This is a genomic window from Anoxybacillus sp. B2M1 (assembly GCF_001634265.1).
Taxonomy (GTDB): Bacteria; Bacillota; Bacilli; order Bacillales; family Anoxybacillaceae; genus Anoxybacteroides; species Anoxybacteroides rupiense.
This window is the reverse complement of the sequence record NZ_CP015435.1, coordinates 589,975-614,026: the sequence shown is the minus strand read 5'-3', so window position 1 is coordinate 614,026 and position 24,052 is coordinate 589,975. Positions and strand designations below refer to the sequence as shown.

The following is a 24,052-nucleotide window of genomic DNA, read 5'->3' as shown; positions in this document are numbered from 1 at the left end:
TTTTCTCTTTATTGCATAGTTCAATGCAGCTAGTACGAAAACAGAAAAAACAATATAGGCTATGAAAAAGCTAGACATGCTTGATCACCTACTTATGAATGCGAACGGTGACATTCATGCCCGGCACTAGTCCCGCTCCGCTGTAGTTATCAATGGAAATCGTAACAGGGACAACTTGTGTCACTTTTGTATAGTTTCCTGTATTATTGGAGCTTGGAAGCAAGCTGAATGTGTTTGCTGTCGCATAGCCAAGCTTTTGAACCGTTCCTGTAAATTTCCGATCTGGATAAGCATCAACGTAAATATCAACGTCTTGACCAACCTTTACATCCTCTATATCGGTTTCATTGATGTTCGCAGTAACCCATAAGTCATCTAAATCATATCCCCGTGCCAACGCTGTCCCGGCAGCCACAAAAGAATTCGCTACAGCACTTTGCTGAACAATCGTAACATTTTGCGGCGCTGTCACAGAGATTGTATGCTCTCCGTCGGATACTTCCCCAACCTTATCATCTTTGCGAAAGTTTTTTCCGATATCGGCAGACCAATTTGTCAGCTTTCCTGAAACGGGAGACGCAATCACAATTTGCTGCCCGTCAACGTGAGCGTTATCTGTTTTAATATAGTTCGTCGCTTCGTTTACATAATAATAAGCCGCAAAGCCGCCGGCTACAAGTAAAATAAGAACAATGATATTCAATGTAATGAGACGTCTTGTATTCACTCGTTTATTCCTCCCCTAGCAAAATGTCTCGAATAGTGCCATGAAGCGATATGAGATGTTCTAACTCTTCCTTACTGATTACATCTGTCAAGCGTTTTAACTGTCGAAACAGGACCGACTCCTCGTCATTGAACGCTTCTTTAAGCTTTTTTCGGCCTTTATCGGTTAAGTATAGGGTTACAGCGCGTCTGTCTTCTTTAGATGTTTCGCGCATTACCAAATCCGCACTGACTAATCGGTCCACTGTCCCGCTGACCGTACTATTGCTCATATTTAACTTCTCCGCCAGATCATTTAAACGGACGTTCTCTTGTTTAAACAGCGTGTAAAGAATAATGAGCTGCAGTTCTGTGATCCCCACTCGCGTGGCATCCTCGCGAACTAGGCGATATAACGCTTTTTGAATCCGAAAAACAGAATACATCAAGTCACGCCCTAATGGATTCATTGGTTCCCTCCTTTCATTTCAATTTAAATAATTTCAATACGAATTATTCTCATACGAAAATTGATTATAGCATATTTTTATTAAAAATCAACTATCTTGCCTTTATCATTTCAGAGATTAGTATGTCCTTTATCAAACAAGCAAAACTACTGTTATCGTAATAAGATCTCATTCAGACAAATAAAAATTTTATCAAAAAAGATAAAAATTTATCTATATCAATATAACAAAAAGCCGACCTCTGAAAGAGATCGGCTTTTGTATGATCGAATAAAGATGCCGCGATTTGCCGTTTTCTGAATGGAGTTTCTCAACCACACTCCACTAGGTGGGTGTTCGCAGAAACGTTCTTGTCGTCCTCCGCATCCGATTATCGAGGCATGACATTCCCGTTTCGATATAGAACTCCCTCTTTACAGTCATCGGTTGAAACTTCATTCTGTCACGTACAACGCAGCAGGTGATTATTATCATACATAATCTTTTGCTACCTTGCAAGTATCAATTCCCGATTTTTTATTACACCGGATACACTCCATGCTTTCTTTCCGAAAAGACGATGTATTTCGACATATAGGCATCAAAGCGGCGAGTCAATTCTTCCCGCAGCTGATTTGGTGCGATAATGCCATCGATGACCATCTCTGACGCTAAGCGATAAATATCAATATCGCGGCGATATTCCTCCCGTTTTTGTTCAATAAAGGCCGCTTGTTCTTCTTTAGGAAGCTCAGCAATTTTATTGGCATATACCGCATTAACGGCTGCTTCCGGCCCCATCACGGCAATTTGCGCATTAGGAAATGCTAAGCAGCAATCCGGTTCAAAGGCTGGACCAGCCATCGCATAAAGACCGGCCCCATACGCTTTCCGCACAATAACAGAAATTTTTGGAACCGTTGCTTCTGACATCGCTGAAATCATTTTCGCTCCATGTCGGATAATTCCTGCTCTTTCCACTTTTGTGCCGATCATAAATCCTGGAATATCGGCTAAAAATAAAAGCGGAATATTGAAGGCATCACATAAAGTAATAAATTTGGCTGCTTTATCAGCCGAATCATGGAACAAGACACCGCCCTTGACGCGCGGCTGGTTAGCGAGGATGCCGATTGGCTGTCCATTCAAGCGAGCAAGTCCTGTAATCAATTCAGGTGCAAACAGCTTTTTGATTTCGCAAAAAGAGTCTTCATCCACAAAACGCTCAATCAAATCATACATATTAAACGGCGCATTTTGATTCAACGGCAAAATATCCTCGATGTTTTTTTCAAAGCTCTTCGCTGGCTTTGCTTCGACAACCGGTGGTTTTTCAGCGAAGTTGGCCGGAAAATAAGATAAGTACTTGCGTGCAAATTGGATCGCTTCTTCTTCCGTTTTTACAAGTACATCTCCGCATCCTGAAACACTGCAGTGCATACGCGCTCCACCCATCTCTTCGAGCGTCACTTTTTCGCCAATGACCATTTCGGCCATTCGCGGCGATCCTAAATACATCGAAGCATTCCCTTCAACCATAATGACGATATCACAAAAAGCAGGAATATAAGCACCACCGGCTGCCGATGGACCAAATAATAAACAGATTTGCGGCACTTTTCCAGACAGCTTCACCTGATTGTAAAAAATGCGCCCTGCCCCGCGTCGGCCAGGAAACATTTCCACCTGGTCGGTAATGCGCGCTCCGGCAGAGTCTACTAAATACAGCATCGGGCATCGAAGCTTTTCCGCGGTTTCTTGGATGCGAATGATTTTTTCTACGGTGCGTGATCCCCAAGACCCGGCCTTTACCGTTGAATCATTGGCCATTACACATACGGTTTGCCCATTGATTTTGCCGACCCCCGTTACCACCCCGTCAGCCGGCAGACCGTCAGCAAGACAGTTGGCAAATAAAGCATCCTCAAATTGCATTCCATCATCAAATAACAGCTTTAGACGATCCCGTACAAATAGCTTGCCTTGCTCCGCGTTTTTTTGATGGTACTTTATTGCACCACCTTGCTCAATTTTTTCAATTTGTTCCGCCAATTTCTCAGTCAACGTTTTTGCTTGCTCGTTGATCACTCGCACTTCCTCCTTTACTCTCCTTTATAAACAGGCTTCCGTTTTTCTTTAAAGGCCTGCAGCCCTTCTAAACGGTCCTTTGTTGGAATGGTCATCTCATAAGCCATCTGTTCCAGCTTCAAGCCTGTATATAAATCGACTTCCAGACCTCGATTAATGGCTATTTTAGCTTGGGAAACAGCGATCGGCGCATTTTGGATGATTTGTTCGGCAAGTTCATTCGCCTTTTCCATTAACTGCTCATCAGGCACAACATACTCTACTATTCCGAGCTGGGCCGCTTCCGCCGCTGTTAGCCGCTTGGCCGTAAAAATGAGCTCTTTTGCTTTGCCTTTTCCAATTAAACGCGGAAGCCGCTGAGTTCCGCCGGCTCCCGGAATAATGCCAAGCGATGTCTCGGTTAATCCAAGCTGGACATGATCAGAGGCAATGCGGATGTCACAGGCTAACGCCAATTCCAGGCCACCGCCAAAAGCAACACCATTCATGGCACAAATCGTCGGTGCTGGAAGCTGTTCAACTTCATTGATCGTATCGCGAATCAGCGCGACCGTTTTTCTCACCTCTGTTTCAGTCATACTGGCGCGTTCTTTTAAGTCGGCACCAGCGCAAAATGCTTTTTTTCCACTTCCTGTTACAATTACACATCGAATCGAGCGATCAAATTTTAATTGCTCAAGCTTTTGCTTCAGCTCGTTTAACATCGCAGTGGACAAAGCGTTGGCTGCTTGCGGGCGATGCAAGGTCAGCACCGCCACTCCATTCGCCGCCTCATAGAGAATAGAAGGTTCCATTCAATCACTCTCCTTCATTAAGACAAACACGAATCGATGGTTTGTAACTGATGGCTACTGAGCGCTCGACCGATTTTGTTTTGAATGAATAGCGCCGCTTCCGTTAGCCGCGTGGCGTCAATGCCTGTAGCAATATCCATGCCATGAAGCATATATAATAAATCATCCGTTGCGACATTTCCGGAAGCTCCTGGAGCATATGGGCAGCCGCCCAATCCGCCGAGTGAGCTATCAAAGGTTGTAATGCCCATTTCTAATGAAATCAGTACATTGGCTAAAGCGGTTCCTCTCGTATCGTGAAAATGCATGGCTAGTTTTTCTTTTGGAAATCTCTTTAAAAGTGAGTTGAGTACAGCTTCCACTTGGCGCGGGGTAGCAACACCGATCGTATCGCCTAACGAAAGCTCATCCACTCCCATTTCAAACAACCGCTCTGATATAGCGGCTACCTGTTCAACGGAAACTTCCCCCTCATAAGGGCAACCAAAAACCGTTGAAAGATAGCCGCGAACGGTTTTTTGAGCACGCTTTGCTTCCTGAACAACAGCGGTTAGAACAGGAAAGGTGTCGGAGATGGATTTATTAATATTTCTTTGATTGTGTGTCTCACTTGCCGACATAAATACTGAGATTTCATCCACTTGAGCCGCCAAAGCTTTTTCGAGCCCTTTTTGATTCGGAACAAGTGCAGCGTATGTAACACTAGGAACTCTCTCAATTCCTGTTGCAACATCGAAGGCATCAGCGAGCTGCGGAATCCATTTTGGATGAACAAATGATGTGATTTCAATGTACGTCAACCCTGTTTTGGAAAGCTGATTAATCCAAGCAATTTTATCTTCAGTCGCAATGGCTGTCTTTTCGTTTTGCAGCCCATCACGAGGCCCTACCTCTTTAATTGTTACGTGTTTCGGCCAGTTTCCCACGCTCCTCACCTCTTATTCCAATTCAAGCAAAAGGTCGCCTTCATTGACAAAATCGCCTTCTTGCACATGAATTTCTTTAACGACTCCGCTTGCTTCTGCAGCAATGGGAATTTCCATTTTCATTGATTCTAAAATCACGACATCTTGCCCTTCCTCAATTTTTTCACCAACAGAAACAACGATTTTCCATACATTTCCTGCCATTGTTGCCACAATTTGATTCATCTTTTTATTCCTCCATTTCCTAATCTTGATGATCGAAGGTCTTCCACTTTCTTAATGAAGAAAAGTGGAAGACTTCATGAGCCTCTTATTTTTTGATCGAAATATTGCTTAAATGACGATTGACAAAATCTGTTGTCGTATGCCCCGCTTGAAATGCCGGGTGTGTTAATACTTCTTTTAACATTGGAATGTTTGTTTTAATTCCTTCAATTTGATAGCTGTCGAGCGCTTGCAACATGCGATCAATTGCTTCCTTTCGGTTTTCGCCTTTCACAATTAATTTAGCAATCATAGGATCATAAAACGGCGTTACAACCATTCCGCTTTGAACAGCTGTTTCATTGCGAATATGCTCTCCTTCCGGTAATTGAAAGGCCGTAATGGCTCCTGGGGATGGAAAAAAGGTTTTTGGATCTTCCGCGTAAATCCGCACCTCAATGGCATGCCCTCGACGCTGGATGTGCTCTTGACTATAGCCAAGCTTTTCTCCGGCAGCGACGCGCAGCTGCTCTTCGACAAGATCCAAACCGGTGATTTCCTCTGTTACTGGATGCTCTACCTGAAGTCGCGTATTCATTTCAAGAAAGTAGAAATTTTTCTGTTCGTCAACAAGAAATTCAATCGTTCCTGCATTTGTATAACCGATATATTTGGCAGCTTGAATCGCTGTCTCTCCCATTTTTTTTCTTGTTTGCTCATCTAAAAACAAGGAAGGAGCTTCTTCAATCACCTTTTGATGACGCCGCTGAATCGAACATTCACGCTCCCATAAATACACATAATTTCCGTGGCGATCCGCAAGAAGCTGAACTTCAATATGACGAGGGTTCTGAATATACTTTTCCAAATACATCGCCCCATCGCCAAAGAAAGAAGTCGCCCGCTTTTGGTTGCCTTCAAACGCTTTGCGCAATTCCTCCTCATTATGGACGATTTGCATGCCGATGCCGCCACCACCCGCAGATGCCTTTAGCATAATGGGATAACCGATTGTCGCTGCCGCGCTCACTGCTTCTTCAACATTTTGAAGCGGAAACGAAATGCCTGGAACGATCGGCACACCTGCCTCTGCCATCGTTTTCCGCGATTCAATCTTGCTTCCCATTTTCGCAATCACATCCGCATTCGGCCCGATAAATACGATTCCTTCCTCTTCACAACGACGCGCAAACGCCGGATTTTCCGATAACAGACCATATCCTGGATGAATGGCTTCCGCTTTCGTCGCTTTGGCGACCTCAATAATTTTTTCAATATTTAAATAACTCTCGCTGACACGCGGCTTTCCGATTAAATAAGCTTCGTCTGCCCATTTGACATGGAGAGAATCAGCATCTGCTTCTGAGTATATCGCCACCGTCTGAATTCCTAACCGCTGGCATGTTCGAATGACTCGTGCTGCAATTTCTCCCCGGTTCGCCACTAATACTTTTTTAAACATGCAACTCCTCCTATTCATTGATTGTCTTGGCACGAAGAATTTGTTTAGCCTGCTCACGCAACTTAAATTTTTGGATTTTTCCAGACGCTGTCATCGGATATGAATCCGTAAATTCAATATAACGAGGAATTTTATGACGCGATATTTTTCCGCGGCAAAATTCACGAATTTCCTCAGCCGTTGCAGCTTGCCCTGGTTTTAAAATAATCCACGCCATCACTTCTTCCCCATACTTCTCATCAGGCACCCCAACCACTTGAACATCTAGAATTTTCGGATGCCGATATAAAAATTCTTCAATTTCTCGCGGATAAATGTTTTCTCCGCCGCGAATAATCATATCCTTTAACCTTCCAGTAATACGACAATATCCATTTTCATCCATTATTGCTAAGTCACCTGTATGAAGCCATCCTTCGTCATCAATCGCTTCTCTCGTTGCTTCCGGATTGTTATAATATCCTTTCATGACATGATAGCCTCTTGTACATAACTCTCCTTGCACCCCGCGTGGCACTTCCCTGTTTGTGCCCGGTTCGACAATTTTGACTTCAACATTCGGAAGCGCACGCCCCACTGTCTCGACACGCAAATGAATAGGGTCATCCGTTCTCGTCTGAGTAATGACAGGCGAAGACTCAGTTTGTCCATAAGCAATCGTAATTTCCTTGACTCCCATTTTTTCAATGACCGCCTTCATCACTTCGATTGGGCAGTTTGATCCTGCCATAATTCCTGTCCGCAAGGAAGACAAGTCGTATTTTTCAAAATCAGGGTCGTTCAACTCGGCAATAAACATGGTTGGCACGCCATGTAAAGCTGTGCATTTTTCATCTTGAACCGTTTGAAGCACTTGTTTCGCGTTGAATTCTTGAATTGGCACGATCGTAGCGCCGACAGAGACGCATGCTAAGACGCCAAGCACGCAGCCAAAGCAGTGGAAAAATGGCACAGGAATACATAAACGATCTTCTTTTGTAAGCTTCATGCATTGAGCGATGTTGTAGGCATTGTTGACAATGTTGTAGTGACTGAGCATCACTCCTTTTGGAAAGCCCGTCGTTCCTGAGGTATATTGCATGTTGATGACATCGTGAGGGTCAAGAGCGTTCATTCGTTGATCAAGTTCCTCTTCGGTGATGTCATGGGCCATCGCCAAAATATCATTCCACGTGTATGTGCCTGGGTAACGTTGGTCCCCCAGAACAATCACATTTTTTAGACGCGGAAGACGTTTCGACTTCAGCTGTCCTGGCTGACATTCGTACAGTTCGGGAGCAATCTCATAAATAGTGTCAATGTAAGAGGAATCGCGATATCGTTCTATTAAAATCAGCGTGGTAGAATCTGATTGCTTCAATAAGTATTCTAATTCAGCTGTGCGGTAGTTCGTATTGACCGTTACAAGCACAGCCCCCATTTTACCTGTAGCAAACTGGCACGCCAGCCATTCAGGAGTGTTCGTTGCCCAAATGGCAACATTCTCTCCTGTCTCAATGCCCAGCTTCATGAATCCCCGAGCAACAAGACGGCAATATTCATCAAACTGCCTGTATGTCATTCTAAGTCCGCGATCTGCATACACAACAGCCTCATGCTCTGGGTAAGCGTTCGCTTTTTCTTCTAATAGCTTGCCAACTGTAACCTCTAACATCTCCGCCATAACATGCGCCTCCTTTGGTTGAATGAAATTTTCATCCGCGCCATTTTTCTGCCTTTAACATCCAAGCTGACGGGCAATGACGAGCCGCTGAATTTCAGATGTGCCTTCACCAATTTCCATAAGCTTAATATCGCGCAAATGGCGCTCGACTCCATATTCTTTCATGTACCCGTATCCGCCATGGATCTGAATGGCTTGATTACATATGCGGAAGCCAGCTTCAGAAGCGAACAGTTTAGCAAAAGAGGCTTCTTTTGTAAACGGTTTCCCTTGGTCTTTTAGCCAAGCCGCTTTATACACCATATTGCGGGCTAATTCGATTTCCATCGCCATATCGGCAAGCTTAAACTGAATCGCTTGAAATTTAGAAATGGATTGGCCAAATTGTGTGCGTTCTTTCGCATATTGAAGCGCTTTCTCAAACGCAGCTTGAGCGATTCCAACGGCAAGAGCAGCAATCGAAATGCGGCCGCCATCGAGAGTATATAAAAATTGCTTAAAGCCCTTTGCTGGATCCCCTAATACGTTCTCTTTCGGCACACGCACATTTTCTAGCACAAGCTCGCACGTATTGGAAGCACGGACACCCATTTTGTCGTAATTGCATCGAATCGTAAATCCCGGGGTATCTGTTGGAACAATAATAGCAGAGATGATATTTTTTCCTCTCTCATCCTTTCCGGTGACTGCAGTCACAATCACTTGCCTTGCATGCCCCGCATTCGTAATCCAGCATTTTTCTCCATTGATGATATATTCATCTCCGTCTAGCACCGCTCTCGTCCGGGTTCCCCCAGCATCAGAACCAGCATTCGGTTCGGTTAATCCGAACGCTCCCAACGCCTCTCCTCTTGCCATCGGAACAAGCCATTTTTGCTTTTGCTCTTCTGTGCCGAAATAGTAAATAGGGCTTGCACCTAGTGAGACAGCAGCAGCATAGCTAAGACCTGTCCCGCCACAAGCACGGCCAATTTCCTCAACAGCGACGGCATATGAAATCGTATCGCCACCAGCTCCGCCGTATTCTTCTGGAAACGGGATTCCCAATAGCCCTAATTCTCCCATCTTTTTGAATATTCCGACAGAAAAATAGGCTTCTTCATCCCATTTCGCCGCGTTTGGTGCAATTTCCTTCTCGGCAAACTCCCTTACCATTTCTTTAATCATCTGTTGCTCTTTTGTCAGTTCAAAATTCATTCTCTCTCCCCCATTTATAACATATTATTCTAAAACCGACTAGTCGGTTTTGAATTGTTTTAAGACCGACTAGTTGGTTTGTTTCACGAGCAGCACTTACATTCAGTAAGCATCATTTTGTGACATACTCCCACCACCTACGCTTCGCTTAGAGGTGGGGGCTTCTCGGGTAATCCCATCTCATGATGAGAAGTTGACCGAGCGATCCCCGTGTGCCCCACGGTTCGAGGACAAGTTAGACTATCGCTAATCGTTTCATGCCCTCATGTTTGATATTGATGGCCGCATTGACGTCCCTGTCGCTCTCGAATCCACATTCACAGCGGAATGTACGCTCAGAAAGCGATAGAGACTTCCTAACTTTACCGCAGCACGAACAAGTTTTTGATGATGGAAACCATTTGTCGATTTTGATCAGCTTCTTCCCCTGTTCTTCCAATTTGTACCGAAGGAAAGTGATAAACATGCCCCAGCCGTTATCATGAACGCTTTGACCGAAATGGAGGGCTTGGGACATTGCTTTCATGTTGAGGTCTTCAATCACCACGCAATCATACCGTTTCGCTAATTTGTGCGATTCCTTATGCAGAAAGTCCTTGCGCTGATTGGCAATTTTCTCATGCAACTTCACTGCTTTCAGACGCTGTTTATGCCAACGATTAGAGCCTTCCTTTTTACGAGACCATTTACGCTGTTCTTTCGCTAATTTTTCCAATGCTTTGCGATAGAATCGAGGATAATTGGCTCTCTTACCCTCGCTATCGACATACAGCATATTCATGGAAAAGTCAAGCCCAACAACCGTTTGTACTTCTTTTGGTGCAGGTTGATGTTCGTACTCTGTGAGAATAGAAATATAGTATTTTCCTGTTTTTGTTTTCGTGATCGTACAAGCCTTGATGATATGGTGGGCAGGAATCTCCCGATGTTGCTTGAGCTTGATCCATTTCAGTTTGGGCAGCTTGATATAGCCATCTGAAAGCTTCATGTTGCCATTCACCACATTTGTGGTGTACGACTGTTTCGCCTTGCGGTTTTTGAACTTTGGAAATCCAGCGCGGCCAGAAAAGAAGTTTTGAAACGCCTTCTGCAAATTCAATTGGGCATTTGCCAGCGCAAGGCTATCCACTTCTTTTAGCCAAGGAAACTCCTTTTTGTACTTGGTAGGGGTCGGAAATTTTTGCTGTTTCAAGGATTCTTTATCGTCCTTGAACTTTTCAAAAATTTGTATGCGTTCTTCAAGCATTTTGTTATACACGAAACGGACACAACCGAAAGTGTTGGCGAGCAGTTGTTCTTGTTCTTTTGTTGGGTATAGACGGAACTGATAGGCTTTGTTTGCCATATCGACACCACATCACTTCATACCTTGATTTTCTATATATTTTTTTATTACTTCAATGGGCGCACCACCCGTTGTAAGCAGGCAAAAGCTTCTTGACCAAAAATATTCTTTCCACCGTTTTCTTTTCACTTTCGGAAAATGCTTTTTGACTTGCACTTTTATAGGCATTGATGAACTTTGATCGTTCACTATTTGGATGTGCTTTGAACAAAATATGCACATGGTCCATATCGTGATTCCATTCGACCAAGGAAATATCGTAATTTTTACCCAATCTCACAAACATATCTTTTGCATAGTCAGATATGGGATCATCAATCACTTTTCTGCGATATTTTACAACCAGAACAAGATGATAATACAACAGGAACACTGAATGGTTATTATTGTCTCATTTCATTGATACAACGGCCTTTCATTTTTCTAAAACTAATTATATCATAACACACAAAAAAAGAGACCACTTTAGGCTACGCCTAACCGAAATTCATCTCCCACTTTCACTTCGTTTAGAAGTGGGAGACTTCTTTCGGAAAGATGTTAAAACGATCGGAGTGAAGCTTGCTTGTTTTTGATGAAATAAATGATATTTTCCGATTTTTGCTTAGCTTCTTCTGTAAGGACAGCATGCAAAATAAAATCAATAAAATAGTCGGCAATTTGTTCGATTGTCATCGGTCCTTCCGGCTTATACCATTTATACGTCCAGTTCACCATACCAATAATCGTCATGCCTGTAATTTCTACAGAAAGCTCTGGACGAAACTCGCCTGCGGCAATGCCTTCGCGAATGACCCGGAAAATCACCTGCTTAAACTCATCACGCTTTTCATTGATTTTTTGTGAATACTCCGGTTTTAAATAAGTGCTTTCTTGGTAAAACACCGTGATATGCGGCTTGTATAAATGAAATACTTTGACAAATGATTGAATAATGGCACATAAACGCTCTGTAGGCGTTTTATAGTTTTCATAGGCCGCCTGCGCCTTGTTGAGCACGTAAGTAATAAACACATCGTGAATGTGATAAAGAAGTTCATCTTTTGATTTAAAATTATGATAAAAACCGCCTTTTGATGCGTTAATTTCTGTGACAATCCGATCGACGGTAACTCCATGATAGCCATATTGTTCAAAAAGATATAGAGCCGTATCGATAATTCTTTCTTTTAACGTTTTATTTGCCATTGAAAATCTCCTTTATCGTTTATATTAACATAATTTTTAGAAAAGTTAAATATTTTGTAATTGCTATCTATAAAATACGTAATAAATGACCCAGATGTCAATAATTGTTTATAATAAGCGTTGATAAAAAAAAGAAAGAGGTAAGTTCAATGGCTAATATTCTTCTCATGAATGGCAGTTCACGCGAAAACGGGAATACAGCACGATTAGCGCAAATTGTGCTAGAGGGGATCGCTCATCAACAGATCTATATGAAAGATTTTTCGATTACACTGATTATTGATAAACGGCATGATCCAGAAGGATTTACTCCTGTGGCAGATGACTATGAAAAAATCATTCGTCTTGTTCGCGAACATGATATTTTGATTTTTGCCACACCGATTTATTGGTATGGAATGAGTGGACAAATGAAGCTGTTTATTGATCGGTGGTCACAAAGCTTGCGAGATCCTCATTTTTCCTTCAAGGAGGAAATGAAATCAAAAAAAGCGTTTGTTGTGGCTGTTGGTGGAGATGATCCGTATATAAAAGGACTGCCGCTTATCCAGCAATTCCAATACATTTTCCAGTTTGTTGGCTTGACGTATATCGGTTACTTAATCGGTCAAGGAAACGCGCCTGATGAAATTCTTTCCGACCAGCGAGCACTAAGTGAAGCAAAATATTGGAATAAGATTTTTCGTTCGCTTTAGTTCCGTTCCTTTTTAAAAATAAACTTTTTCACACATCCGCTGGAGAGCAAGTCGGTGGCTTACCTTGGTCGCGTCAAAGTGTGACCGCGCGCCGACCTCTCGGCGGTTCACATGAGAGCGAATATGGAAGGGATCAGGATCATCTACCCAACTAGCACCACGAGTATGAAGATACAATTTGTGATACCATTCGGCATCGATGATGAACATCAAGGCTTTTTCTACGGTAGGAGCAGGCGACGAAACATTCAATAAGTACCCACTGTTTTTGTGGGAAGCTAGACCATCCTGACAAAATAAACAATAAGTTTAATAAATCGAGGCAAATTGCAGAACCTTATCAAGCACTTCGCATTCCCATTCATGCCGATCAAACGTATGATTGGCACCGTTAATCCAGTGAATGGTTGCTTGCTCTCCATAACATCTCTGCTGATACTGGCTGCTTACTTGATAAGGGACCACATCATCATTCGTGCCATGAATCAGTAAGACTGGACCTCTATACGGCTTCGCTCGTTCGAATACATTGATCGTTTTCAAATCTTCTAAAAATGAGCGACCGACTAAATTACCCGTATGGTCATAATAAGGAGCAGTGATATCCATCTTGTTTTGCTTAACCGTATACATCAGCAGCTCATACATATTTCCTGCCGGCGCTAGTAAAATAAGCTTATGAATTTCAGCCGCTCTTTCTCCAGCTAAAACACTCGCTACGAGCCCTCCCATACTAAGACCAAGCAAACAAATCTTCGTCACATCAATGCGCTCATCTTTTTTTACAAAATCAAGAATGGCGTGCGCTTCTGCTATTTCGCTTGATACAGTCATATCTTCAAAATTCCCGTCGCTTTCCCCGCTTCCGAGAAAATCAAAACGAAAGCTCGCTATTCCTTGCTTCTCTAGCGCCCGCGACAACTTAAGAAACAATCGATGCGGCTCAAGCTTCGTCCCTGTAAAACCATGAAATAAAATGACCGCCGGAACTTTTTCCCCTTCCTTTCGTGGAGGAATATGTTCCATTCCGCGAAGTGTCATTCCGCGATGCACTAACGTAATGGCTTTTTGCATCTTCTCTTCCCCCTTTATCTTCGTATTCGTTCCTTGTCCTGGCAATTTTTTATATGGATAGGAAAAATGAGTGACTTTATGTATAATCTATGCTTTTATTTTAAAAGATAATAAACGGAGGTGAGCCATTTGGAACCAATGTTATGTCCAAATTGCAAAACGAATCGAACACGCTTTAACTTAATTGAACAGCGTCCCGTGGCCGTCAAGCTCCATCCGCAAACAGGTGAAATTGAACAAGAATATACCAATGATTCCCTTGATCCTTTCCATCTGCCTTACCGCGGACCGAGCTATCGTGTTCAATGTGCCGCATGCGGACTCATTGAAAATCAGGAAATGTTCATTAAGCATGCACAGCATTTTTCTGACATGAAGTAAAAAGAAGAGCCCTCCTCTTGATCAGAAATCACTAAAAAAACACTTATCAACCATAACGAAATAAGCAAGAAATAGACAATTCCTGATAGGAGTATTCATGGGGAGGAGGGGCGCAATCAATGAAGGGCCATTAGCCTTGTGGAGGACTTATTGATGAAATTTGTTGATGAATTGTATGAATATTATAAAGATCGGCTGACTGGAGACGAAGAAGACGCAGAAATCATGACCATGTCTATTTTAGAAGAGTTGAGTCGAAAAGATTTGCTGCAGCTGATTGAAGATATGGACGAAACCGAATTGGTCGGCATGGTCGGCCTTTACATTCTTGAATGTCTGAAAGCAAAAATAGCCAATGAAGGAGTCGGACAAACAAAGTGGTCTTCCTCCTCTATTATTCATTAAAAAGGATGGCTTGCCGCCACCCTTTTATTTTTATTGAAAAAACTCTACATCATATCCTTCATTGATCAACACTTGATGGACGCGATGAATGTGGTCTTGATTTTTCGTTTCAAGTGAAAAGTGAATCTCTGCTTGACCCGGCAATACCTTTGCTCCAATGCGCTGATGATGAATGGACATGACATTAGCTTCCAATTCCGCAATAATGCGAAGCAGTTTATTGAGCTGTCCAGGTTTATCGGAAATGATCGTGGTGAATGTGACAAACCGTCCTGACTCCACTAAACCGCGTTCAATGATCCGGGAAATTAATGTAACATCCACATTTCCTCCGCTTAATACCGCGACCACTTTTTTTCCTTTGAATGGGACTTTATGATATAATAACGCCGCAAGCGGACAAGCGCCCGATCCCTCTACAAGCAGCTTGTTCCGTTCAAGTAAATAAAGCATCGTTCTTGAAATTTCTGTTTCTTCTACACAAACCACTCCGTCGACATATTTTTCAATGTATTGGTATGTGATGCCACCTGGCTTTTTGACGGCAATCCCATCAGCAATCGTGTCAGCAGAGACGATCGTCACCGGTTTTTTTTGGCGAAGCGCTTCCGTCATGCCGGGACATGCCGATGATTCCACACCGTATACTTGAATCGATGGTTTTAGTTGCTTCAATGTAAAGGCTAATCCAGCGAGCAACCCCCCTCCTCCTACTGGACACAGCACCACATCCACATCAGGCAGCTGCTCGATAATTTCCAAACCAATCGTGCCTTGACCAGCAATGACCGCTAAATCATCAAAGGGATGGACAAATGTCGCTTCACGTTCTTTTTGCAATTGTAAAGCATATTCCAGCGACTCATCAAACACATCGCCATGCAAAACGACTTCGGCTCCATATCCTTGTGTCGCCTGTACTTTGCTTAAAGGCGCCCCTTTCGGCATGACAATCGTGCAAGGAATGCCAATCATCGCACTTGAATAGGCGACTCCTTGAGCATGATTTCCCGCCGATGCCGCCACCACTCCTCGTTTCCGTTCCTCTTCACTTAATGTCATAATCTTGTTAAATGACCCCCGCACTTTAAAAGATCCCGTTTTTTGCAAATTCTCCAATTTCATATACACTTCGTTTTGAGAAAATTGACTGAATGTTTGGGAATGCTCCAACGGAGTGTGATGAACAGTCTCTTTCATTTTTTCTCTGGCCTGTAAAACATCTTGAAGTGTTAGCATCCTTTCATCACCTAACTATTTATCGTTTAATCCACGCATTGTCATTATATCGAATCTCTAAGCGATATGCTATCATAAGTGATGAAAAGCCCGTACTTTTACCTGTTTGCATCTGCTTTTCTTCTTTCGCCTTTACTTGGCAAATAACCATTCATTCCTTTATGATGGAAGAGGCAAATCAATCATGACTTGTCCTTTCGTTGTTGTTCGCTGAGAAAAAATCAAGCCCTCATGCTTTAAGAAAAGAGACTAACCTCTGCGGCATTTCATCATTGGAGACGACAGGTTGATGTCAACATCCGTGATCTTGCTGCGACATGAGACATGCCAAGAGCTGACTCTTCGTTCTCACAAATAGCTCGATGATAATAAGGAGGGCGTAAACAGTTAAAATATTTCTATAATTTTTTATAAAACTATATACATTTTACTCACTTTCGGTAAGTTGTATATAGAGGTGATTTTTATGGCGTATTATAGCATAGGAAAATTTGCGGAGTTAATCGGAAAAAGCGAACAGACATTAAGGAATGGGGATAAAAAAGGAGTATTAAAACCTGCATATAATGGCTCCGTCTGGATTTAGATACTATTCCGACGAGCAATTGAATCAAGTATTAGGAAACAAAAAGTGCAGAAAAAGGTAATTGGGGATTGCCGAATCTCTAGTAAAAAGCAAAAAGACGACCTAGAGCGTCAAGTTGAAGCTGTTCGAACATATATGATGGCAGAAGGTTATTCTTTTGAAATCATTGAAGACATCGGTAGCGGGATGAACTATTCGAAACAAGGGCTAAAGAAATGAATTGATTTAAATTATGTAGCAATAGGGTGGAAAAAGTCGTTGTTCTTTATAAAGACAGGTTGGTTCGATTGGGTTTTGAATTGATGGAGCATATCTGCTTGCTATGGCGTAGAGATTGAAATTATTGACAACACCGAAAAGACAGAAGAACAAGAGTTAGTAGAGGATTTAGTACAAATGATCACCGTTTTTAGTTGTAAGCTTCAAGAGAAACGAGCAAACAGAGCCAAAAAATAATAAAAGAGTTGGTTCATGATGATACGAACTAGAAAAATTAGATTAGAACCAAATAATAAACAGCGCACCAAGCTGTTTGGTTGCGCTGGTGTGGCTCGATGGGCGTACAATTGGGCATTAGAACAGCAAAAAAATAACGATAAAAACGGCGGGAATTTCATCAAAGATGGAGATGTGCGCAAACAGCATTAAAACAGACAAATCCTGATTACAAATGGTTGTATGATTATAGCAACAATATTGCCAAGCAAGCGATTAAAGATTTATGTGATGCATATAAGAAGTTTTTTAATGGAAAAGCAAATAAGCCAAAGTTTAAAAGCAAGAAACGAAACAAACCATCGTTCTATCAAGATACAGCCAAAATTAAATTCAGCGATACACATGTGTATATTGAAAAAGTCGGATGGATCCTTCTGTCAGAAAAAGGGGAAATCCCTGTTCAAGCTAAATATGTTAATCCACGAGTAACATTCGACGGGGTGCATGGGTATATCTCTGTCAGCTTTGAAGTGGATTCTCCAAACGAGGCGTTGTCTAATGAATTATTAGGCATGGATGTTGGGGTGAAATATTTCGTTGTTTGTTCAAATGGTACAATATACCCCAATGTAACCCAATCAAAACGATTAAAGCGATTAGAGAAGCGTTTCCGTCGGTTGCAACGGAAATGTTCGAGAAAGTATGAAAGGAACAAAATCCAAGAAGAAGGAGGTGTAATCCGTTACGTCAAAACACGCAACATGACAAAACTCGAAACGCAGATGCAGAAATTGCGCATTCAGATGAAAAATATCCGCAAGGATTATGAAAAAGGGTCAAATGAACTGGTGAGAACCAAGCCCGCTCGAATCATAATGGAAGACCTAAACATTAAAGGGATAATGAAAAATCGCCATTGATCAAAAGCGATACAACAACAACGCCTGTATGCTTTTAAGCAAAAGCTAAAACATAAGTGCGAGGCATATGGCATTGAGTTTATCGAAGCAAGCCAATGGTATCCATCCTCAAAAATGTGTAGTTCATGCGGATATTTAAAGAAATCATTGAAATGATCTGAACGAACATTTAGATGTGATGCTTGCGGAATAAGTATCGACAGAGATTTGAATGCGAGCATAAATTTATCGAAATATACTGCATTTGTTTCGTACCGCGAGTTACGCGGGAAGTGAAGCCTCTGGAGCGTTACACCAAACGAGAGTAGCCCTGGCGAAATCGGGCGCGATGAATGAGGAAGCAAACAGAAACTTTCACAAGGTTTTTGTCGAGTTTTGTAAGTTTTGCGTAACGGAAGCTTATTGAAAACATCATTAGCACTTTTATTTTCTGTTATGTTTTTAGTCATGTGCGGGTTTGGCATTATCATCCCGGTTCTTCCGTTTTTTGCCGAAAGCATTGGTGCCACCCCAACGGAACTTGGACTGCTTATGTCTATCTATTCTTTGATGCAATTTCTGTTCGCTCCCATCTGGGGACGCATTTCGGACCAATATGGCCGCAAACCGATTTTACTTGTAGGAATTATAGGTTTATCTCTTTCCTTTTTTTTATTCGCTGTGGCGAAAACTCTTTCCCTGCTGTTTATAGCCCGCATCGTCGGCGGGATTCTTTCTTCCGCTACGATGCCAACCGCAATGGCTTATGTGGCTGATATTACTTCCCCTGAGGAGAGAGGGAAAGGAATGGGAATGATCGGTGCAGCCATTGGACTTGGATTTATTTTTGGACCAGCCATCGGGGGAATTTTTTCAAAAATAAGCTTACATACGCCGTTTTTCATAGCTGGAACCCTGTCTTTGCTTACTTCATTATTCGTGTTTTTGTTTTTAAAAGAATCGCTTACGAAGGAGCAAGCACAAGCAAATCGAGTGGCCCCATCGGCTTCCATTTGGCAAGATCTTAACCGTCCGATCCTACTCTTATATATTCTACAATGGTTTATTTCTTTTTCATTATCAGGTCTTGAAGCCACTTTTGCTTACTTCGCAGCAAAACGGGCCCATCTTCACTCGACGGAGCTTGGATATATTTTTATGATCATGGGACTTGCTAGCGCTTTTATTCAAGGAGGACTCATCGGCAGGCTGATTCGCACCTTTGGAGAAGGAAAAGTCATTCAAGCAGGCATTGTGATTTCGGCAGCTGGCTTTGCCTTGATTTTACTGATTCATGACTTTTGGACAGCCGCTCTGTATTTATCCATTTTTGGTGTCGGAAATGGCATGATTCGTCCTTGTCTTTCCTCCCTTATTACGAAACAGACAAACGGAGGGCAAGGGAGCGCAACAGGAATTCTCTCCTCTTTCGACTCGTTAGGACGCATTATCGGTCCTCCAGTGGCAGGATGGTTATTTACAATTACCATCACCCTTCCTTATATATCTGGAGTGATCCTGTCTGTTTTGGCCCTCTCTTGCTACTATTTATTTGTGTATAAGCAAAAAGAGCAGCACCAAACCGCTTCATAAAAAACGTCCCAAAGCCATTTGGTTTTGGGACATCTTTTTTTAATAAGAGCTGGCTGTTCCAACATAGCCATTTGTCAGCAAAACTCGCCTCTAGATCTAAAAAGAACAAGCTTTACAGAGATGAATCGTGGCCTTGAACAGTCACCGATTGTCGCGATTCTTTTGCAAAAAAATAAATGACTAATATGAAAGAAACCGTACCGAATACAACCATCATATTTTTCAATCCGATCATATCAAGCAAGAATCCTGTTCCAAGAAGAACAATTTGAAACATGATACGATCCAGCATATTTTTTAATGAGAAAAAACGGCCATGATATTCTTTCGGAATCGTTTTTTGAAAAATGGTAGCGACCGTTGGAAAAAAGCAGCCGACACTAAATCCAAATAAAGCAAAAGAAAGAAGCGATGTTATTTTGATATCGGCAAAATATAAGGACACATGCGCAAAAGCAATCAATAAAGAGAAGGCGTATAGCATTTTTTGCATATCATACTTTGCGGCAATCCGTTTTAAAACGAACGTCCCTACCATAAACGAAATTCCTTCTACTGTATATAGCAAGCCTTTGATCGTGCTATCATTTTGCAATTCACTTATATTAATGACCGTTAAATTAAATCCTCCTAGGAATAAGGTCGGGATAATCGTCAGCAATAAGGAAATTTTGACGAGCGGATATTGTTTTAATATAGGGATCAGCTCGCTAAAATTGGCCTTTTTGCCTCGCTGACGGCCAATGAGGCTTTTTTCTTCGCTCACTTGTAAAAAGCAGGTCGCTACAAGAAGCAAGCCATATGCGATAAAACTGGAAATATATAAAGAATAAAGACTAACGACCGCTAACAGCAGACCGCCTAAAGCTGTACCAAGAATACGAGAAATGGTCGATACATTCATATGAACGCCATTCATAGATAGAAGCTGTCTCTCCTCCACCACGAGCGGTATGGTTGCTTGAAGCGCTGGAAAATAAAAAGCAGCGGCGATTTGAATGACAATGGTAAACATAATCATCCAGCCAATGGAAGAAAAATGAAGGGCGAGCATCATAAAAATAACGCTAATCATCCGCAATAACCCTGAATATAATAAAACGGTTTTTTTAGGAAAACGGTCGCACACTTTCCCGGCCATCGGGCTGACTAAAACACCGGCTAACAGCCCTATAAATAAAATAAGCGATTTGAAAAAATCAGAAGAAACGTGCCTCTGTAAAAACTCTAAATTTCCGATAATGCCGACCCATAGCCCAAGCCCTGCTATGAATTCTCCTGACAAAATGATCCATACATTTCTGTTTCTCCACATGTCCATATCTCCCTTTCTTTTCCATTGACATTTTATCATAATTTTCTCAACTAGCAAACTACTTCTTAATGATCCTTTTTTCATAAATTTGTATTGATTATTTAGAACATAGTTTAATTAAATTGAATAAACTTCTGTATTATTGTTTGTGATATGGTAGAATAGAAAGATTGTTATGGATAAGAGTTGAAGCGAACCATATAAAAGGCCCAGCCGCCTTTAGAATTTATCGTGCTAGCACTTGCATCGATCTGGAATTTACACTTTTTTTCACCGTTGACAGTCGGAAGCGAACAACGCTGCTTCATAGAACTAAGAATAGGCCTGAAAACAACGGCTTCCTACCTTTGTCAGCCGATATGTAACGAAAAGGCAAGCTTGAGGAGCTGCCTTCTGACCGTGATTTTTTACGGATTCTGTTCTCTCAATCTTTAAGTCGTGTTTAGCAACGGGCCTTTTTTCTATCCGCTGCTCTTTTTTGAATTGATTTTTAGGTTAAAAGCAGGAAACTTCTCGATGAATATGTTAGAATTGGAAATATCTTTGTTGAAACTCCCATCTTATATGGTTAAGATGAGAAAGAAATAAGAGAGAAAGGGTGACCTATATGACAGTCAAGCTCTATTATACTTCCCCTTCTATAACAAGCTGGAAAACAACGATTACAAGCAGCCAAAAGGACGGAGATACATACATTGTGACTCTAGAAGAAACAGCTTTTTATCCTGAAGGAGGCGGACAGCCTTCTGATTGTGGAACCATTGAAGCGATTCCTGTCATGGATGTGTTTGAGGAAAACGGTGAAGTATATCATCGCTTATCGGCGCTCCCGGCCTCATCATCTGTTCACTGTGAAATAGATGCACAGCGCCGGTGGGATCACACGCAACAGCATAGCGGCCAGCATCTACTTTCGGCCGTCTGCATAGAGCTACTAGATGCGCATACCAAAAGCTTTCATCTTGGCCGTGATATCGTATCGATTGATTTAGATATCCCTGCTTTATCAGAGCAGCAATTACTCGCGATTGAAGATCAGGCCAATATGTTGATTTATAACAACATCCCTATTAAAACCTATTACGTGTCACAGGAAGAAGCAAAAAAGCTGCCATTCCGCAAGCTGCCAGAGCTGGACGGAGATATTCGGGTCGTAGAAATTCAAGGAATTGACATTTCCGCTTGCTGCGGCACCCATGTCTCAAGAACAGGAGAAATTGGCATCATTAAACTGCTTAAAACGGAAAAGCACCGCGGGATGACGCGCCTATTCTTTAAATGTGGAAGGCGAGCGCTTGACGATTATCAAACATCCCATCGCCTCTTAACATCATTAAGCCAGCATTTCGGCGCTCATCGAGAGATGCTTGCCAATGTTCTATACAAGCTAGAAGCAGACAATAAGGAATACCAAAAGCAGCTGCAGCACATGAAGCAAATGATGGCCCGCATAGAAGCAGAAGGAATCGTTCAAGAAGCGAATGATTCTTCCATTGTTTTTCGCATCTATGAGGACCTTCCAAGCAAAGATTTGCAAATCATTGCCAGCGAAGTGGTTACTCATTATCAAAAAACGGCCATCTTAGCAACAAAAGCCGAATCTCGTTTGATTATTGTCAAATCCCCTAGCCATTCTTTTCATGCTGGAAATGTGCTAAAACAACAGCTTGAAGCCACAAATGGCAAAGGAGGCGGCAATGACCGACAAGCACAGGCTGTCTTTTCCACTAACGATGAGTTAATTTCCTTTATCCAGCAGCTGCAAAATGGGTTATCGACCCATACATGATCACCATCATTCATTGGATCAGATCTTTTTGTCGTACAACCAAATATTATATTACAAAATTGTTACAAAATTTATGATTTCCTCTGGCGAAAACAAAAAATTTTCTGTACACTACTTAACGAAGGCTGTTTTCATTAAGGAGTAGTGGCTAATTATGCTAAATACATCTCATCAACAATTAAATAAACGGATTGCTCAATTAGAAAAAGAATTGCAATTCTATAAAAATTTTATCAAAGAATTAACGTTTCCTTTTGAATTTACTGACTATACATTAGGGATGACGATGGAAAAAAAACGGGGTCAAAAAGAGCCCATCATCGGCTTCCTCCCTGTTCAACATGAAAATGGCGCTCATCTGCAGTTGGATGTTGATTTAAGCAATGACTTGCCATTTGAGCAAATTGAGGCGTTTTTGTCGCCGATCCTTGATCTTGTTCCGCATCATATCGTTTTTGTGGACGGTAACGGTATGATCACACTTTGTAATTTACAGGCGGCCAACGATACAGGAGTGAACCGCGACTCAGTCATCGGCAAACATATACGCGAATTGCTGCAATTGCCTGATGAACTCATTGTGACGCTTAAATCCATCGAAAAAAATGAACCTATTTATAATCAGGAAGTGCTTGACCGCTATTACGGCATTATAAATACGCGTTTGATTCATAACGCCGATGGATCGATTAAACGGGTTATCAGCATGTTTCAGTCGCTTAACTTGATGAAGGAAACAGAAAAACTGGCCGTAGCAGGACGCATTGCAGCTGGAATTGCTCATGAGATTCGCAACCCGCTTACGACTGTACGGGGATATTTGCAATTTTTTAAAAACGATCTTCCAGATAAAATTATTGCGCTGATTGATAAGCTGCTGATTCCCGAACTGGATCGGGCAAACGGCATTATCACCGACTTTCTAAACATCGCTAAACCAGCGGAAGTAAAAACAAATCACATCAACATTAATCAGTTTATCACTGAAGATTTAGGCATTCTCCTGCAAAGCGAAGCGCTGCTTCACAATATTAAGGTTCATTTTGATTTAGATGAACGATTGGGTATGTACGATGTCGAAGCCGATAAAAATCAATTGCTGCAGGTATTTCTCAATTTATTTCGCAACGCGATTGAAGCAAAGACAGAAAGAACATTATGCATTGCTATTTCGAGCAAGCTGCACAATAATATTGTGCAAATTTATTTTCAAGATAACGGTCCAGGAATTCCGCCGACGATTATTGAGCATATTTTTGATCCATTTTTCTCAACAAAAGAAGCGGGAACAGGACTTGGTCTTTCTCTCTCAAGAAAAATTGTGGAATTGCATAAAGGCACAATGAAAGTGCAAAGCGGCGAAGACGGAACATGCTTTATCATTGAATTGCCGATCAATCAACGGGAAGCTGCCTCTTAACATGGGGGTAGTTTCTTATTTTGTTTATTTTTCATGATTTTGCGGCCGCTTTTTATCCAGTCGGAAAGCGATGTTGTTTGCCCCCCTTTAGGCGAACACGTGGCGAATGCAAATCTACAGACTTGCATTCGCCCGTTGACTTGCTCAAAAATCCTTTAATCTGCAAGGTCTATTTCCAGCAACTTCATTGAAGCATT

General features: G+C 42.0%; 20 protein-coding genes, 1 other RNA gene and 3 pseudogenes. 8 read left to right on the top strand and 16 right to left on the bottom strand.

Annotated elements, in window-relative coordinates; all coding sequences use genetic code 11:
- Nucleotides 1-88: 88 nt before the first annotated feature.
- The 13 genes and pseudogenes from GFC28_RS03035 to GFC28_RS02975 form a co-directional block, all read right to left on the bottom strand.
- Nucleotides 89-727, bottom strand: coding sequence for an HlyD family secretion protein (locus GFC28_RS03035; protein ID WP_044741643.1), 639 nt, complete (start codon nt 725-727; stop codon nt 89-91).
- Nucleotides 728-731: 4 nt separating this feature from the next.
- Nucleotides 732-1,175: a MarR family winged helix-turn-helix transcriptional regulator gene (locus GFC28_RS03030; protein ID WP_044741644.1), complete on the bottom strand. Its 444-nt coding sequence runs from the start codon at nt 1,173-1,175 to the stop codon at nt 732-734.
- Between the two features lie 272 nt (nt 1,176-1,447).
- Nucleotides 1,448-1,638: non-coding RNA, 6S RNA (gene ssrS / locus GFC28_RS03025), on the bottom strand.
- A 56-nt stretch (nt 1,639-1,694) separates the two neighbouring features.
- Complete coding sequence (locus tag GFC28_RS03020) at nt 1,695-3,242, bottom strand: acyl-CoA carboxylase subunit beta (RefSeq protein WP_044741645.1); 1,548 nt, start codon at nt 3,240-3,242, stop codon at nt 1,695-1,697.
- Nucleotides 3,243-3,256: 14 nt separating this feature from the next.
- The gene (locus tag GFC28_RS03015; RefSeq protein WP_044741646.1) at nt 3,257-4,036 is read right to left on the bottom strand and encodes an enoyl-CoA hydratase; all 780 of its coding nucleotides are present in this window, start codon (nt 4,034-4,036) and stop codon (nt 3,257-3,259) included.
- A 17-nt stretch (nt 4,037-4,053) separates the two neighbouring features.
- Complete coding sequence (locus GFC28_RS03010; RefSeq protein ID WP_044741647.1) at nt 4,054-4,962, bottom strand: hydroxymethylglutaryl-CoA lyase; 909 nt, start codon at nt 4,960-4,962, stop codon at nt 4,054-4,056.
- Nucleotides 4,963-4,974: 12 nt separating this feature from the next.
- Nucleotides 4,975-5,187, bottom strand: coding sequence for an acetyl-CoA carboxylase biotin carboxyl carrier protein subunit (locus tag GFC28_RS03005; protein WP_044741648.1), 213 nt, complete (start codon nt 5,185-5,187; stop codon nt 4,975-4,977).
- Nucleotides 5,188-5,272: 85 nt separating this feature from the next.
- Complete coding sequence (locus GFC28_RS03000) at nt 5,273-6,628, bottom strand: acetyl-CoA carboxylase biotin carboxylase subunit (protein WP_044741649.1); 1,356 nt, start codon at nt 6,626-6,628, stop codon at nt 5,273-5,275.
- Nucleotides 6,629-6,638: 10 nt separating this feature from the next.
- A complete protein-coding gene (locus GFC28_RS02995; RefSeq protein WP_257722552.1) occupies nt 6,639-8,291 on the bottom strand; it encodes an AMP-binding protein in 1,653 nt (550 codons plus the stop codon).
- Nucleotides 8,292-8,345: 54 nt separating this feature from the next.
- Nucleotides 8,346-9,488 carry an acyl-CoA dehydrogenase gene (locus GFC28_RS02990; RefSeq protein ID WP_044741650.1) on the bottom strand — a complete coding sequence of 381 codons (1,143 nt, stop codon included), beginning with the start codon at nt 9,486-9,488 and terminating at the stop codon, nt 8,346-8,348.
- Between the two features lie 235 nt (nt 9,489-9,723).
- Nucleotides 9,724-10,833, bottom strand: a complete 1,110-nt coding sequence (locus tag GFC28_RS02985; RefSeq protein WP_066329453.1) for an RNA-guided endonuclease InsQ/TnpB family protein — start codon at nt 10,831-10,833, stop codon at nt 9,724-9,726.
- A 12-nt stretch (nt 10,834-10,845) separates the two neighbouring features.
- Nucleotides 10,846-11,206: pseudogene (gene tnpA / locus GFC28_RS02980) on the bottom strand (IS200/IS605 family transposase).
- A 167-nt stretch (nt 11,207-11,373) separates the two neighbouring features.
- The gene (locus GFC28_RS02975; protein ID WP_044745989.1) at nt 11,374-12,021 is read right to left on the bottom strand and encodes a TetR/AcrR family transcriptional regulator; all 648 of its coding nucleotides are present in this window, start codon (nt 12,019-12,021) and stop codon (nt 11,374-11,376) included.
- A 158-nt stretch (nt 12,022-12,179) separates the two neighbouring features.
- On the opposite strand from GFC28_RS02975, the gene GFC28_RS02970 reads away from it, so the two are divergent.
- The gene (locus tag GFC28_RS02970; RefSeq protein ID WP_172798674.1) at nt 12,180-12,716 is read left to right on the top strand and encodes a flavodoxin family protein; all 537 of its coding nucleotides are present in this window, start codon (nt 12,180-12,182) and stop codon (nt 12,714-12,716) included.
- Nucleotides 12,717-13,025: 309 nt separating this feature from the next.
- Here GFC28_RS02970 and GFC28_RS02965 read toward each other — a convergent pair whose 3' ends face one another.
- Nucleotides 13,026-13,790, bottom strand: a complete 765-nt coding sequence (locus tag GFC28_RS02965; protein WP_044745991.1) for an alpha/beta hydrolase family protein — start codon at nt 13,788-13,790, stop codon at nt 13,026-13,028.
- Between the two features lie 129 nt (nt 13,791-13,919).
- Between GFC28_RS02965 and GFC28_RS02960 the strand changes: the two genes are divergently transcribed.
- Complete coding sequence (locus GFC28_RS02960; protein ID WP_044745992.1) at nt 13,920-14,171, top strand: hypothetical protein; 252 nt, start codon at nt 13,920-13,922, stop codon at nt 14,169-14,171.
- Nucleotides 14,172-14,324: 153 nt separating this feature from the next.
- On the top strand, nt 14,325-14,576 hold the full coding sequence (locus GFC28_RS02955) for a DUF6154 family protein (RefSeq protein ID WP_044745993.1): 252 nt from the start codon (nt 14,325-14,327) through the stop codon (nt 14,574-14,576).
- A 30-nt stretch (nt 14,577-14,606) separates the two neighbouring features.
- Here the strand turns inward: GFC28_RS02955 and ilvA are convergent, their stop codons facing one another.
- Complete coding sequence (gene ilvA, locus GFC28_RS02950) at nt 14,607-15,815, bottom strand: threonine ammonia-lyase (protein WP_044745994.1); 1,209 nt, start codon at nt 15,813-15,815, stop codon at nt 14,607-14,609.
- A gap of 466 nt (nt 15,816-16,281) precedes the next feature.
- Between ilvA and GFC28_RS02945 the strand changes: the two are divergent.
- The 3 genes and pseudogenes from GFC28_RS02945 (at nt 16,282) to GFC28_RS02935 (ending at nt 19,331) form a co-directional block, all read left to right on the top strand.
- Nucleotides 16,282-16,889, top strand: a pseudogene (locus GFC28_RS02945) (IS607 family transposase).
- Nucleotides 16,876-18,035 (top strand): annotated as a pseudogene (locus GFC28_RS02940) (RNA-guided endonuclease InsQ/TnpB family protein). The pseudogenes GFC28_RS02945 and GFC28_RS02940 overlap by 14 nt, the downstream one beginning before the upstream one ends.
- Before the next feature lie 159 nt (nt 18,036-18,194).
- Entirely contained in the window at nt 18,195-19,331 is a 1,137-nt protein-coding gene (locus GFC28_RS02935; RefSeq protein WP_044746047.1) for a tetracycline resistance MFS efflux pump, read from the top strand.
- Nucleotides 19,332-19,443: 112 nt separating this feature from the next.
- On the opposite strand, the gene GFC28_RS02930 is transcribed toward GFC28_RS02935, so the two are convergent.
- Nucleotides 19,444-20,646 (bottom strand): MFS transporter, encoded by a 1,203-nt coding sequence (locus tag GFC28_RS02930; protein ID WP_044745995.1) that lies wholly within the window; start codon nt 20,644-20,646, stop codon nt 19,444-19,446.
- Nucleotides 20,647-21,253: 607 nt separating this feature from the next.
- On the opposite strand from GFC28_RS02930, the gene GFC28_RS02925 reads away from it, so the two are divergent.
- Nucleotides 21,254-22,435, top strand: a complete 1,182-nt coding sequence (locus GFC28_RS02925) for an alanyl-tRNA editing protein (RefSeq protein WP_044745996.1) — start codon at nt 21,254-21,256, stop codon at nt 22,433-22,435.
- 154 nt (nt 22,436-22,589) lie between these two features.
- Nucleotides 22,590-23,855 carry a two-component system sensor histidine kinase NtrB gene (locus tag GFC28_RS02920; protein WP_044745997.1) on the top strand — a complete coding sequence of 422 codons (1,266 nt, stop codon included), beginning with the start codon at nt 22,590-22,592 and terminating at the stop codon, nt 23,853-23,855.
- Nucleotides 23,856-24,052: the final 197 nt, after the last annotated feature.

Coding starts and splice junctions, on each gene's coding strand:
- GFC28_RS03030 (WP_044741644.1), bottom strand. CDS start 1,175: ATGAATCCATTAGGGCGTGACTTGATGTATTCTGTTTTTCGGATTCAA.
- GFC28_RS03015 (WP_044741646.1), bottom strand. CDS start 4,036: ATGGAACCTTCTATTCTCTATGAGGCGGCGAATGGAGTGGCGGTGCTG.
- GFC28_RS03005 (WP_044741648.1), bottom strand. CDS start 5,187: ATGAATCAAATTGTGGCAACAATGGCAGGAAATGTATGGAAAATCGTT.
- GFC28_RS03000 (WP_044741649.1), bottom strand. CDS start 6,628: ATGTTTAAAAAAGTATTAGTGGCGAACCGGGGAGAAATTGCAGCACGA.
- GFC28_RS02995 (WP_257722552.1), bottom strand. CDS start 8,291: ATGGCGGAGATGTTAGAGGTTACAGTTGGCAAGCTATTAGAAGAAAAA.
- GFC28_RS02990 (WP_044741650.1), bottom strand. CDS start 9,488: ATGAATTTTGAACTGACAAAAGAGCAACAGATGATTAAAGAAATGGTA.
- GFC28_RS02985 (WP_066329453.1), bottom strand. CDS start 10,833: ATGGCAAACAAAGCCTATCAGTTCCGTCTATACCCAACAAAAGAACAA.
- GFC28_RS02975 (WP_044745989.1), bottom strand. CDS start 12,021: ATGGCAAATAAAACGTTAAAAGAAAGAATTATCGATACGGCTCTATAT.
- GFC28_RS02965 (WP_044745991.1), bottom strand. CDS start 13,790: ATGCAAAAAGCCATTACGTTAGTGCATCGCGGAATGACACTTCGCGGA.
- GFC28_RS02955 (WP_044745993.1), top strand. CDS start 14,325: ATGAAATTTGTTGATGAATTGTATGAATATTATAAAGATCGGCTGACT.
- ilvA (WP_044745994.1), bottom strand. CDS start 15,815: ATGCTAACACTTCAAGATGTTTTACAGGCCAGAGAAAAAATGAAAGAG.
- GFC28_RS02935 (WP_044746047.1), top strand. CDS start 18,195: ATGTTTTTAGTCATGTGCGGGTTTGGCATTATCATCCCGGTTCTTCCG.
- GFC28_RS02930 (WP_044745995.1), bottom strand. CDS start 20,646: ATGTGGAGAAACAGAAATGTATGGATCATTTTGTCAGGAGAATTCATA.
- GFC28_RS02925 (WP_044745996.1), top strand. CDS start 21,254: ATGACAGTCAAGCTCTATTATACTTCCCCTTCTATAACAAGCTGGAAA.
- GFC28_RS02920 (WP_044745997.1), top strand. CDS start 22,590: ATGCTAAATACATCTCATCAACAATTAAATAAACGGATTGCTCAATTA.